This window comes from Pseudomonas sp. AC112, assembly GCF_979253545.1.
Genome location: NZ_CEEDCM010000001.1, coordinates 1773762 through 1785625, shown reverse-complemented (window position 1 = coordinate 1785625; position 11864 = coordinate 1773762). Strand labels below are relative to the sequence as shown.

General features: G+C 62.4%; 12 protein-coding genes. 3 read left to right on the top strand and 9 right to left on the bottom strand.

Annotated features, from left to right (window positions below; all coding sequences use genetic code 11):
* Positions 1 to 14: 14 nt before the first annotated feature.
* Together AC0IYN_RS08390 and hemE are read left to right on the top strand one after the other, a co-directional pair.
* Positions 15 to 1433 carry an FAD-dependent oxidoreductase gene (locus AC0IYN_RS08390; RefSeq protein WP_034105894.1) on the top strand — a complete coding sequence of 473 codons (1419 nt, stop codon included), beginning with the start codon at positions 15 to 17 and terminating at the stop codon, positions 1431 to 1433.
* A gap of 243 nt (positions 1434 to 1676) precedes the next feature.
* Positions 1677 to 2744: a uroporphyrinogen decarboxylase gene (gene hemE, locus AC0IYN_RS08385; RefSeq protein ID WP_252993379.1), complete on the top strand. Its 1068-nt coding sequence runs from the start codon at positions 1677 to 1679 to the stop codon at positions 2742 to 2744.
* 141 nt (positions 2745 to 2885) lie between these two features.
* Here the strand turns inward: hemE and AC0IYN_RS08380 are convergent, their stop codons facing one another.
* On the bottom strand, positions 2886 to 4112 hold the full coding sequence (locus tag AC0IYN_RS08380) for an MFS transporter (protein WP_471844757.1): 1227 nt from the start codon (positions 4110 to 4112) through the stop codon (positions 2886 to 2888).
* Positions 4113 to 4284: 172 nt separating this feature from the next.
* Between AC0IYN_RS08380 and AC0IYN_RS08375 the strand changes: the two genes are divergently transcribed.
* A complete protein-coding gene (locus tag AC0IYN_RS08375; protein WP_092246437.1) occupies positions 4285 to 5178 on the top strand; it encodes a LysR family transcriptional regulator in 894 nt (297 codons plus the stop codon).
* Positions 5179 to 5338: 160 nt separating this feature from the next.
* Here AC0IYN_RS08375 and AC0IYN_RS08370 read toward each other — a convergent pair whose 3' ends face one another.
* The 8 genes from AC0IYN_RS08370 to AC0IYN_RS08335 are packed head-to-tail and all read right to left on the bottom strand — an operon-like array spanning position 5339 to position 11838.
* Positions 5339 to 5782: a hypothetical protein gene (locus AC0IYN_RS08370; protein ID WP_406596814.1), complete on the bottom strand. Its 444-nt coding sequence runs from the start codon at positions 5780 to 5782 to the stop codon at positions 5339 to 5341.
* Between the two features lie 26 nt (positions 5783 to 5808).
* Positions 5809 to 7035, bottom strand: coding sequence for a beta-ketoacyl-ACP synthase (locus AC0IYN_RS08365; RefSeq protein ID WP_122685782.1), 1227 nt, complete (start codon positions 7033 to 7035; stop codon positions 5809 to 5811).
* Positions 7035 to 7763, bottom strand: coding sequence for a 3-ketoacyl-ACP reductase FabG2 (locus AC0IYN_RS08360; RefSeq protein ID WP_471841046.1), 729 nt, complete (start codon positions 7761 to 7763; stop codon positions 7035 to 7037). Before AC0IYN_RS08360 ends, AC0IYN_RS08365 begins: the two co-directional genes overlap by 1 nt.
* The gene (locus tag AC0IYN_RS08355) at positions 7760 to 8221 is read right to left on the bottom strand and encodes a hotdog family protein (protein ID WP_471841044.1); all 462 of its coding nucleotides are present in this window, start codon (positions 8219 to 8221) and stop codon (positions 7760 to 7762) included. The genes AC0IYN_RS08360 and AC0IYN_RS08355 overlap by 4 nt, the downstream gene beginning before the upstream one ends.
* A complete protein-coding gene (locus AC0IYN_RS08350; protein ID WP_471841042.1) occupies positions 8218 to 9384 on the bottom strand; it encodes a beta-ketoacyl-[acyl-carrier-protein] synthase family protein in 1167 nt (388 codons plus the stop codon). The genes AC0IYN_RS08355 and AC0IYN_RS08350 overlap by 4 nt, the downstream gene beginning before the upstream one ends.
* Positions 9381 to 9863 (bottom strand): hypothetical protein, encoded by a 483-nt coding sequence (locus AC0IYN_RS08345; protein ID WP_406596819.1) that lies wholly within the window; start codon positions 9861 to 9863, stop codon positions 9381 to 9383. The genes AC0IYN_RS08350 and AC0IYN_RS08345 overlap by 4 nt, the downstream gene beginning before the upstream one ends.
* Positions 9860 to 10594, bottom strand: a complete 735-nt coding sequence (locus AC0IYN_RS08340) for a class I SAM-dependent methyltransferase (protein ID WP_406596820.1) — start codon at positions 10592 to 10594, stop codon at positions 9860 to 9862. Before AC0IYN_RS08340 ends, AC0IYN_RS08345 begins: the two co-directional genes overlap by 4 nt.
* The gene (locus AC0IYN_RS08335) at positions 10591 to 11838 is read right to left on the bottom strand and encodes an NAD(P)/FAD-dependent oxidoreductase (protein ID WP_406596821.1); all 1248 of its coding nucleotides are present in this window, start codon (positions 11836 to 11838) and stop codon (positions 10591 to 10593) included. The genes AC0IYN_RS08340 and AC0IYN_RS08335 overlap by 4 nt, the downstream gene beginning before the upstream one ends.
* Between the last annotated feature and the right edge of the window lie 26 nt (positions 11839 to 11864).

Here is an 11864-nt window from a genome sequence, read left to right as displayed (position 1 = left end):
GATGAGGTTTTAAAATGGCTGAACGTCTGAATAACGACTTCCAGTTCATCGATGTCGGGCGCAAAGATCCGAAGAAGAAACTGTTGCGTCAACGCAAGAAAGAGTTCGTGGAGATCTACGAACCCTTCAAACCCCAGCACTCGGCCGACCAGGCCCACCGCTGCCTGGGGTGCGGTAACCCGTATTGCGAATGGAAGTGCCCGGTGCACAACTTCATTCCCAACTGGCTGAAGCTGGTGGCCGAGGGCAACATCCTCGCCGCTGCCGAACTGTCGCACCAGACCAACACCCTGCCGGAAGTGTGCGGCCGGGTGTGCCCGCAGGACCGTCTGTGCGAGGGTGCCTGCACCCTTAACGACGGCTTCGGCGCGGTGACCATCGGTTCGGTGGAGAAGTACATCACCGACACCGCGTTCGCCATGGGCTGGCGTCCGGACATGTCCAAGGTCAAGCCGACTGGCAAGCGCGTCGCGATCATCGGCGCGGGCCCGGCGGGCCTGGGCTGTGCCGACGTGCTGGTGCGTGGCGGCGTGACCCCGGTGGTGTTCGACAAGAACCCGGAAATCGGCGGGCTGCTGACCTTCGGTATCCCCGAGTTCAAGCTGGAAAAAACCGTGCTGAGCAACCGTCGTGAAGTCTTCACCGGCATGGGTATCGAGTTCCGACTCAATACCGAAATCGGCAAGGACATCACCATGGAGCAACTGCTCGAAGAATACGATGCGGTATTCATGGGCATGGGCACCTACACCTACATGAAAGGCGGCTTTGCCGGTGAGGACCTGCCGGGCGTGTATGACGCGCTCGACTTCCTGATCGCCAACGTCAACCGCAACCTGGGCTTTGAAAAGTCGCCGGAAGACTTCGTCGACATGAAAGGCAAGAAGGTCGTGGTGCTGGGCGGTGGCGACACCGCGATGGACTGCAACCGCACGTCGATCCGCCAGGGCGCCAAGTCGGTGACCTGTGCCTATCGCCGTGACGAAGCCAACATGCCCGGCTCGCGCAAAGAGGTGAAGAACGCCAAGGAAGAAGGCGTGAAATTCCTCTACAACCGCCAGCCGATTGCAATCGTCGGTGAAGACCGTGTTGAAGGCGTGAAGGTGGTCGAGACCCGTCTCGGCGAACCGGACGCCCGAGGCCGTCGTAGCCCCGAGCCGATCCCGGGCTCCGAAGAGATCATCCCGGCTGACGCCGTGGTCATCGCCTTCGGCTTCCGCCCAAGCCCGGCGCCGTGGTTTGAGCAGTTCCAGATCCAGACTGACAGCCAGGGCCGCGTCGTAGCCCCGGAACAAGGCCAGTACAAACACCAGACCAGCAACCCGAAGATCTTCGCCGGTGGCGATATGGTGCGCGGTTCCGACCTGGTGGTAACCGCGATCTTCGAAGGCCGCAATGCCGCCGAAGGTATCCTGGATTACCTGCAGGTCTGATCCCGATCCCCAGCTTGAAATCGGATCAAAATGTGGGAGCGGGCTTGCTCGCGAATACGGTATATCAGTCACTGGATGTGTCGACTGACCCGCCGCTTTCGCGAGCAAGCCCGCTCCCACATTTGTTTTGCGGCGCTTTCATGTCCGCGACAAATTGACCCGATAGACAAAAGGCACGGCGCATTCCGTGCCTTTTGCGTCTGGCTCTGAGAAAATGCCCGCACTTTTTTTGCGGATGCCGACATGACTGCCCTCAAGAACGACCGTTTCCTTCGTGCCCTGCTCAAGCAACCCGTGGACGTCACCCCTGTGTGGATGATGCGCCAGGCCGGTCGCTACCTGCCGGAATACCGCGCCAGTCGCGCCAACGCCGGCGACTTCATGAGCCTGTGCATGAACCCGGAGTTCGCCTGCGAAGTCACGATGCAGCCGCTGGACCGCTACCCACAACTGGACGCGGCCATCCTCTTCTCCGACATCCTCACCATCCCTGACGCCATGGGCCAAGGCCTGTACTTCGAAACCGGCGAAGGCCCGCGTTTCAAGAAAGTCGTCAGCACCCTGGCCGATATCGAAGCCTTGCCGATCCCCGATCCGCACAAAGACCTCGGCTACGTGATGGACGCCGTCAGCACCATCCGCCGCGAGCTTAACGGCCGTGTGCCGCTGATCGGCTTCTCCGGCAGCCCCTGGACCCTGGCCACCTACATGGTCGAAGGCGGCTCGTCGAAAGACTTCCGCAAGACCAAGGCCATGCTCTACGACAACCCACAGGCCATGCACCTGCTGCTGGATAAGCTGGCGCAGTCGGTCACCTCCTACCTCAACGGCCAGATCATGGCCGGCGCCCAGGCGGTGCAGATCTTCGACACCTGGGGCGGCAACCTCTCGGCGGCGGCGTACCAGGAGTTCTCCCTGGCCTACATGCGCAAAATCGTCAGCGGCCTGATCCGCGAACACGAAGGCCGCAAAGTGCCGGTAATCATGTTCACCAAGGGTGGCGGCCTGTGGCTGGAAAGCATTGCCGACGCCGGTGCCGACGCCCTGGGCCTGGACTGGACTTGCGACATTGGCGAAGCCCGCCAGCGCGTCGGCAACCGCGTCGCGCTGCAAGGCAACATGGACCCGACCGTGCTGTACGCCAAGCCGGAAGCCATCCGCACCGAAGTTGGCCGCATCCTCGCCAGCTACGGCAAAGGCACCGGGCATGTGTTCAACCTCGGCCATGGCATTACTCCGGAAGTGAACCCGGAGCATGCAGGTGCCTTCCTGCAAGCGGTGCACGAACTGTCCGCGCAGTACCACGAGTAAATGAAAAAGCCCGGCAAATGCCGGGCTTTTTCATGGCTGAACACAAATCAAAATGTGGGAGCTGGCTTGCCTGCGATAGCAGGAGTGAATTCACTATCGCTATCGCAGGCAAGCCAGCTCCCACATAAAAGCAAAATAGCCTTAGACCTTCACGTCTCCCAACGGCGGCAACTTCGCCAGCTTCAACGCCACCAGCAACGCGCCAATCAACAGCGCCACAATAAACGCCCCGATCCCGTTCCACCCGGCAAAGTGCCAGAAGAACCCGCCCGCCGTCCCCGCAATACTCGACCCCACGTAGTAGCAGAACAGGTACAGCGACGATGCCTGGCCCTTGGCTTTCACCGCGCGGCGGCCGATCCAGCTGCTGGCCACCGAGTGGGCGCCGAAGAAGCCGAAGGTGAAGATCAGCATGCCCGGCACCACCAGCCACAGGGGGGTGAACAGGGTCAGCGCCATGCCGGCCAGCATCAGCACGATGGTGCCCCACAGCACCCGACGGCGACCGAGGCGGTCAGCCAGGGAGCCGATTTTCGCCGAGCTGTAGATGCCCGAGAGGTACACCAGCGACAGCAGGCCGACCACCGCTTGGCTCAGGTCGTAGGGATCGGCCAGCAGGCGATAGCCGATGTAGTTGAACATGGTCACGAACGCCCCCATCAGCAGGAACGCTTCGAGGAACAACCAGGGCAGGCCTGCGTCCTTGAAGTGCATGACGAAGCCATCCACCAGGCTGCGCGGCTTGAGGCTGGTGGCGCGGAAGTTGCGCGATTCGGGGAGGATTTTCCAGAACACCGTGGCGGCGATCAGCGCCAGGGCACCGATGATCAGCATTGCGGTGTGCCAACTGACGAAGTCGATCAACACGCCTATGATCAGGCGCCCGCTCATGCCGCCAATCGCGTTACCGCCGATGTACAAGCCCATGGCCAAGCCGATGTGCTGCGGGTGGATTTCTTCGCTCAGGTAGGTCATGGCTACGGCGGCCAGGCCACTCAGTGACAAGCCCACCAGTGCGCGCATGAACAGGATGCCTTCCCAGGTGGGCATCAAGCCACTGGCGATGGTCGCCAGCGCGGCGCAGAACAGCGCAGACACCATCACCGGCTTGCGTCCCAACCGGTCGGAGATCGGCCCGGTGATGAGCAAGCCGAACGCCAGCATCGCCGTGGCCACCGACAGGATCAGGCTGCTTTGTGCCGCATTGATGGAAAACTCATGGGACAGCGCCGGCATCATTGGCTGCACACAATACAGCAGCGCAAAGGTAGCGAAACCGCCGGAGAACAGCGCCAGCACCGTGCGCATGAACATCGGCGTGCCTTTTTCGATGTACGCGTCATTGAGCTGGGCCACCACCTCATCCAGGGCGGTGGGCGGTACGTCTTGAGCGAGTGGAGCAACAGCAGCTTTCACGGGGACCTCGGGGAGGAAGAGCGTGCCAGGACAGGCAATGCAAAAAAGAATATAGCTCCCTAATGATTCTTTCCAATATATTGTTCGACCTGTTTGATAGCTTTAACGACCTAATGAGGCTCCCATGGAATTGCGTCACTTGCGGTACTTCATTGCCGTCGCCGAAGAGTTGCATTTCGGCAGGGCCGCGCAGGTGCTGGGCATCTCGCAACCGCCGCTGAGCCAGCAGATCCAGGCGCTGGAGCAGGAAGTGGGGGCGCGGTTGTTTGAGCGTACCAATCGTCGGGTCGAACTGAGTGAAGCGGGGCGGTTGTTCCTGCAAGAGGCGCGATTGGTGCTGGCACAGGTGGACAAAGCGGCGGACGTAGCGCGCCGGGCGCAGTTGGGTGAGCTGGGCGAACTGAAGATTGGCTTCACCTCGTCGGCACCGTTCAATTCCAGCATTCCCCAGGCGATCTTTGCGTTTCGCCAGGCGTTCCCGGCGGTGCATCTGAACCTGCAGGAGATGAGCAGCACCGAAGTGGCCGAGTCGCTGGTGGATGAGTCTATCCAGGTGGGCCTGATGCGCCCGCTGCCATTGCCGGATTCGCTGAGTGTGGTCGAGTTGATGCGTGAGCCGCTGGTGGCGGTGCTGAATGCTGGTCACCCATTGGTGGCGGGCAGCGAGCGTGGTTTGCACCTGGCGCAATTGGCACAGGAACCGTTTGTGTTTTTCCCGCGCACTTACGGCAGCGGCCTCTATGCCCAGTTGCTCAACCTGGCGCGTGATGCCGGCTTCAGCCCGCACTTTGCTCAGGAGGCCGGGGAGGCGATGACCATCATCGGCTTGGTGGCGGCGGGCTTGGGCGTGTCGGTGCTGCCGGCGTCCTACCAGCGCATTCGGATCGATGGCGTGGTGTATCGCACGCTGCTGGATCAGGAGGCGATGACGGCGGTGTGGCTGGTGCAACGCAAGGGCGCGCAGACGCCGATGGCAGAGGCGTTTGTGGAGTTGTTGACGCGCAAGGCTGCCCAATAACGCTTTGTGGTGAGCGCGCTTGTTGTGGTGAGCGGGCTTGCCCCGCGCTGGAGTGCGAAGCGCTCCCAAGATCTTTGGGGCCGCTACGCAGCCCAGCGCGAGCAAGCTCGCTCACCACAACAGCCCGCTCACCACGGAGGGGGTGTGCCTGACGCTGGTCTTACTTCGACGTCCCCGTCTGCTCAAACAACTGCGCCGCCGTCCCCGCCTCATTCACGCCATTGCTGCGCAACCCCGCCATGATGTCGCTGTCCAGATTGTTCACCCAACGGTTGTAGTTGCGATGGATCTTGCCGTCCTTGTAGCCCAGGTCGCGGCTGTCGCGGTAGGTGATGGCGTAGCTGTTGCGGGTGTAGCGGATGTCGATGGCTGCGTAATATTGGTTACGCACGTTGATCTCGGCCTGCACCAGTTGCGGGCTCAGGCGCTGAACCGTCCACTCGCGCTTTTGCAGGGCGTTGACGATCACCGTTTTCATTTTTTCTTCGCTGACCTGGGCGTTGGCCGGCAGGTCGTGCTGGGTGTTGAGGATCGGCTTGCTGGTGCAGCCGGCGGTGACCAGCAGGGCCAGGGTGATCAGGGTGACGCGTAGCAAGGAAGACATTCCGTATTCTCCAATCGATTTGAAAGTCAGGACCAGCGGCGGAAGATCAGCGAGGTGTTGACGCCGCCAAAGGCAAAGTTGTTGTTCATCACGTAGTCGTGGTGCATCTCGCGGAATTCACCTTGCAGGTAATCCAGCTCGCCGCATTGCGGGTCGACCGAATCCAGGTTGAAGGTGTGCACGTATTGGTCGCGGTTCATCATCTCGATGCTGAACCACGACTCCAGCGCGCCGCACGCGCCCAAGGTGTGGCCGAGGAAGCTCTTTTGTGAGCTGATGGGCATGCGGCTGCCGAACAGGCTGCTGGTCGCGAGTGTTTCGGCGATATCGCCCTGGTCGGTGGCGGTGCCGTGACCGTTCACGTAGCCGATTGCGGATGGCTCAAGCCCGGCATCTTCCAGGGCCAGTTCCATCGCGCGGCGCATGGTTTTCTGCTCCGGGCGGGTGGTGTGCTGGCCGTCGGCGTTGCTGCCGAAGCCCACCAGCTCGGCGTGGATATGCGCACCGCGTGCCAACGCGTGTTCCAGTTCCTCCAACACCAACATGCCGCCGCCTTCACCGATCACCAGGCCGTCACGACCACTGTCATAGGGACGTGGACTGGTCTGAGGCGCATCGTTCTTGAGGCTGGTGGCGTAGAGCGCATCGAATACCATGGCCTCAGTGGGGCACAGCTCCTCGGCGCCGCCGGCGAGCATCAACGGCAGGCGCCCGAACTTGATCGCCTCATAGGCATAGCCGATGCCCTGGCTGCCGCTGGTGCAAGCGCTGGACGTAGGGATCAGCCGCCCGGTCAGGCCAAAGAAGATGCTGATATTCGCCGCCGTGGTGTGCGGCATCATGCGCACATAGGAGTTGGCATTCAGCCCCTCGGCCACCGAGTTCAGCAGCATATTGCCGAACGCCTTGATCTCGTCGGTGCTGCCGGTGGACGAGCCACAGGCCACGCCCATGCGCCCGTCCTTGATCGACTCATCGCCGAGCAAGCCGGCGTCCTGCAACGCCTGCTCGGCGGCCCATACCGCCAGGCGCGAGACACGGCCCATGCTGCGCAGTTGCTTGCGCGTCCAATGGGCGGGCACGACAAAATCGTCGATCGGCCCGGCCAGGCGCGTGTTCAATTCGGTAAAGCGGTCCCACTCGTCCATGCGCCGAATGCCGCTGCGGTTGGCGCGGAAGTTGGCGGCGATGGTGTCCCAATCGCTGCCCAGGGAGGTCATGCCGGCCATGCCGGTGACGACGACGCGTTTCATCAGCACAGGCCTCCATTCACGGCCAGGACCTGGCGCGTGATGTAGCCAGCCTCGGCCGACATCAGGAAGTTCACCGCGCCGGCCACCTCTTCCGGCGTGCCCATGCGCTGCGCCGGGATCATCTTCATCAGTTCTTCCACCGGCACGTTCTCATCCAGCATGGCGGTGTCGATCAAGCCCGGAGCGACGCAATTGACGGTAATCTTGCGCTTGCCCAGCTCGATGGCCAGGGCCTTGGCCGCACCGATCAAGCCGGCTTTGGAGGCGCTGTAGTTGACCTGCCCACGGTTGCCGATCAGCCCGGAAACCGAGGTGATGCACACGATACGCCCAGCCGCGCGACGACGAATCATCGACATCATCACCGGGTGCAACACGTTGTAGAAACCGTCGAGGTTGGTGCGCATCACCACGTCCCAGTCGTCTTCCGATAAGGCCGGGAAGGCGCCGTCTCGGGTCAGGCCGGCGTTGAGCACCACGCCGTAATAGGCACCGTGTTGCTCAACGTCAGCTTCGAGGATTTCCTTGCACGCAGCACGATCCGCCACATCGAATTGCAGCACCCGCGCCTTGCGGCCCAGGGCTTCAACCTCGGCCTGCACTGCATCGGCGTCGCTACGGCCACTGCGGCAATGCAGCACGATGTCATGCCCGGCCTGAGCCAGGCGCAGTGCGATGGCGCGGCCAATGCCACGGCTGGAGCCGGTGACCAGTACGGATTCAGTCATGGCGTTACGTCCTTCGATTCATCTAAATAGTTGGCCGCCTGGGGCGGTCGAAATACATTCAAGCGGGCGCTGGCCTGGATCCCGTCTCCGGTCAGGTGGCATTCGAACACACCCATGCCATTGTCGTCTTCCAGGGAGCGCAGACCGTGGATGCTCAGCTCGGCACCGGCCGGGAAGTACTCCACGTTGCACTCGAACTTGCGTGTGCCGAGCAGGAAGCCGAGTTCCACGGCTTCACCCTTCTGGCGCGCGCGGCAACCGGCGTAGGCGGCAACACTTTGCGCCATCAACTCGATGCCGACCCAGGCCGGCAAGCTGCCATCCGGGCGATTGAACAGGCCGCCAGGCTTGACCGTGGTACGGGTGCGGACCTGCTCTTCATCGAACGACAGCACCTGGTCGATCAGGATCATGTCGCCCGCATGGGGCAGCAGTTCGTCGAGTGGCCAATCGATCATGGGACCCCTCCGATTATCAGGCTGACGTTGTTGCCGCCGAAGGCAAATGAGTTGCTCATCAGGCAGCGTTTTTCCAGGGTGGCGCCGGCGGTGGCCCATTGCAAGGCGGGCAGCGCGGGGTCGGCCTGGCCGTCCCACACATGCGGTGGCAGCCGGTTGTGAACCAGGCTCAACCAGCAGAACGCCGCTTCCAATGCGCCGGCTGCGCCCAGGGTGTGGCCGCTCATGGGTTTGGTCGAGGAGCAGGCCACGCCGTGCGGGAACAGGCTGGCGACGGCCAGGCTTTCCATGGCGTCGTTATGTTGGGTGGCGGTGCCGTGCAAGTTCAGGTAACCGATCTGCTCGGGCTGCAATCGGGCGCTGGCCAAGGCTTTGCGCATGGATTGCAACGCGCCTTTGCCGGTGGGCTCGGGCGCGGAGATATGGTGCGCATCGCAACTGGCGCCGCTGCCCAGCAGGGCGATGGGCGCGGGTTCCTTGCTCATCACAAACAGCACGGCCGCTTCGCCGATGTTGATGCCGTTGCGGTTCACCGAGAACGGATTACAGCGCTCGTTCGACACCGCTTCCAATGAGCTGAAACCGTTGAGTGTCAGCTTGCACAGGCTGTCGACGCCGCCGCAGATCACTGCATCGCACACGCCCAGGTCCAGCAGGCGCTGGGCGCTCATCAGCGCGCGGGCGCTGGAGGTGCAGGCGGTGGAGATCACATAGGCCGGGCCGCTCAGTTGCAGCCAGTCAGCGAGGAAGTTCGCCGGAGCACTGAGTTCCTGTTGCTGGTAGTCGTAGTCGCCGGGGAACTGGTGTTCGCGCAAAAAGTGCGCGATGCCCCGGCTGGCTTCGTCGATGCCCGAGGTGCTGGTGCCAAGCACGATGCCCACCCGTGACGCGCCATAGGTGTGGATCGCCTGGCGGATCTCGCCTTCGATCTGCAGCGCCGCTTCCAGCAACAACTGGTTATTGCGGCTGCTTTGCTGGCCCAGCTCAGTGGGGATGGTTGCCAGCTCACCTTGCACACCGGCCACCGGTAGCACGCGCTCAGGTACCCAGCCGCTTTCGGCGCGCATGCCGGAGCAATCACCGGCAAACAGGTTGCGGCTGACCTCCGCCTGGCCACGGCCGAGGGCGCAGATCACGCCCAAGGCGTTGAGGTAGGCGCTCATCGTGCGACTCCGAGCGGTGTGATGCGATAGCTCAGCGGCTGCCCGCTGATGTTCACACTGAATACCTCAGAGGATTGATACACGATCTGCCAATGACCCGGCAGGGTACGCGTCAAGTCCATCGCCTGCGCGCTGGGGTAGAGGGCGCGCACGTCATCCGGCGCGGTCAGCGCAAACAGCAGCGCGGCAAACAATTCGCGCGCCTGGGGATTGGGCGGCAGCAAGCCATCGGCCTGCCATTCGCCATTGATCAGCTTTTGCCGCGCCTGGGGGATGCCCAGCGGGTCCATCATCGACCAACGAATGCCACCGCTTTCGCGCTGGATCACCAACAGCCAGTCCTGGCTCTGCCCGTCGGCCAGGCGCTGCACATGCAATTGCAGCGGCAAAGCCAGGGTTGGGGTTTTCTCCGGCAGCGGCGGCTGGCTGGCGCAGGCGCTCAGCAGCAACAGGCAGCCGATCAACAGCAAGCGCATCATGGGGCTGCGCTCGTTAAGGGTTTGCGTGCCACGCAGTTGACCAGGGTTTCTTCGCGCTGGCCCACCGGTGGCGCCTTGCGCAGGCCCCAGCGTTCAAGCAGGCCGAAGTCGCTGGAGCGGCTCCACCACAAGTACGGGTATGAGACGTTCTGCGGTCCGAATTCAAAGCCCTGCTCGCGGAGCATCTCCAGGTATTCCTCGGCGCTTTTTTGCACGTGCATTGGGTGGCGAAACAGCCAGCGGATGACCCAGGTGTCGATGTAGGCTTCGGTGGATTCGGCAAACAATAAATAGCCACCCGGCTTGAGCACCCGGTAGAACTCCTTGAGCGCGCGATGCTGCTCGACCAGGTGGTGGAAGGTCTGGTGGCAGAACAGGAGATCGACACTTTCGTCCGGCACTTGCAGGGTGGCGCAGTCGCTGCCGATCAACTCGATGGCCAAGCCCTGACGCTCCGCTTCTGCACGGCTCAACTCCAGGCTGTGAGGGTCGGCGTCCAGGCCAATCAGGCGCTCAGGGGCGAACACCTGCTGCAACAGCTTGAAGGACTTGCCCTGGCCACAACCGGCGTCCAGCAGCACCGGCGCTGCTGGCAAGGGCTCGGTGAACAGGCTGCGCAGATCGTTGATCGCCACGCGCAATACGTGATGTTGCCAGGTATGACTGCGCAGGAACCAGAAGCCGAACTTGGTTTCTTCGACGTAGTTCTTACTCAAGTACTGACTGCTCACGCTGCATCCCCTGCACAAATTTCCGACAACATCCGCAACCGCCGCTTGGGCTCACTCACAAACGGGTTGCGCTCATCCCACGCGTAACCGGCGAGGATCGAACTGATCATCCGGCGAATATCCGGCGAGCTGCCGGGATGGAAGATCACGTCCTGGAATGTCCCGGCGTACCAGCCTTCGACGTAACAGCGGAAGGTATCGACACCGCGCTTCAGCGGCTCGGCAAATTCGGTTTGCCAGTCCACGGTTTCGCCGTTGAGCTGGCGATGCAGCACACCGGCGGCCATGCTCGCCGAGCGCATGGCGATGGTCACCCCGGAGGAGAACACCGGGTCGAGGAATTCCGCCGCGTTGCCCAGCAATGCAAAGCCCGGCCCGTGCAGGCTTTTGACGTTGGCCGCGTAGCCGCCGATGGTCCGCGCGGGCGTATCCCAGACGGCGTTTTGCAGCACGCCGGACAGGCTTGGGGTTTCATCGATAAAGCCGCGCAGGCAGGCATCGAGGTCGCTGTCACGGCCGTCGAAATGCTCCTTGGCCGCGACTACGCCCACCGAACAACGCCCGTTGCTGAACGGAATGGTCCAGAACCAGATATCGCGCTGGGTCGGGTGCGTGGTGACCAGAATCTTTGTGCGATCAAAGCCGGGATGTTCGATGCGATCTTCGACGTGAGTAAACACGGCTTGGCGTACTGGGAAGTCGGACGGCAGGTCCAGGTCCAGCAGGCGCGGCAGCACGCGGCCATAGCCGCTGGCGTCGAGTACGAACTTGGCCTTGAGGTGGTACTCGCTGCCGTTCTCACGGCGCACATGCAGGTAGCGGCTCTCGCCGTTGAAATCCACGCCGACGATAGTTTCGCCGTAGCGGATCTCCACACCTTGCTTGGCGGCCTGATCGGCCAGCAACTTGTCGAACTCGCCGCGCTGCACCTGGAAGGTGGTCGGCTTGCCGTTGCTGAAGGTGTCACTGAAATCAAATGCGCTGTAGCGCTCGCCCCAGGCGAACGCGGCGCCGGTTTTCACCTGGAACCCTGCGGCCTGTACTGCGTCGAGCATGCCGGCTTCTTCGATGAAATCGATGCAGTGCGACAGCAGGCTTTCGCCGATCGAGAACCGTGGGAAATGCTGGCGCTCGATGATCAATACATCATGCCCTTTGCGCTTTAACAGCGCGGCGGCGATGGCCCCGGACGGACCGGCACCGATCACCACCACCTGGCGACGTTCCATTTCAACTGTGGGCACGAGGGCTCCTTGCCACATTGGCGATA

What these genes read in the sequence shown, in the direction of transcription:
- AC0IYN_RS08390 (WP_034105894.1), top strand. Translation starts at nt 15, where the DNA reads ATGGCTGAACGTCTGAATAACGACTTCCAGTTCATCGATGTCGGGCGC.
- AC0IYN_RS08350 (WP_471841042.1), bottom strand. Translation starts at nt 9,384, where the DNA reads ATGAGCGCCTACCTCAACGCCTTGGGCGTGATCTGCGCCCTCGGCCGT.
- hemE (WP_252993379.1), top strand. Translation starts at nt 1,677, where the DNA reads ATGACTGCCCTCAAGAACGACCGTTTCCTTCGTGCCCTGCTCAAGCAA.
- AC0IYN_RS08375 (WP_092246437.1), top strand. Translation starts at nt 4,285, where the DNA reads ATGGAATTGCGTCACTTGCGGTACTTCATTGCCGTCGCCGAAGAGTTG.
- AC0IYN_RS08355 (WP_471841044.1), bottom strand. Translation starts at nt 8,221, where the DNA reads ATGATCGATTGGCCACTCGACGAACTGCTGCCCCATGCGGGCGACATG.
- AC0IYN_RS08360 (WP_471841046.1), bottom strand. Translation starts at nt 7,763, where the DNA reads ATGACTGAATCCGTACTGGTCACCGGCTCCAGCCGTGGCATTGGCCGC.
- AC0IYN_RS08345 (WP_406596819.1), bottom strand. Translation starts at nt 9,863, where the DNA reads ATGATGCGCTTGCTGTTGATCGGCTGCCTGTTGCTGCTGAGCGCCTGC.
- AC0IYN_RS08365 (WP_122685782.1), bottom strand. Translation starts at nt 7,035, where the DNA reads ATGAAACGCGTCGTCGTCACCGGCATGGCCGGCATGACCTCCCTGGGC.
- AC0IYN_RS08370 (WP_406596814.1), bottom strand. Translation starts at nt 5,782, where the DNA reads ATGTCTTCCTTGCTACGCGTCACCCTGATCACCCTGGCCCTGCTGGTC.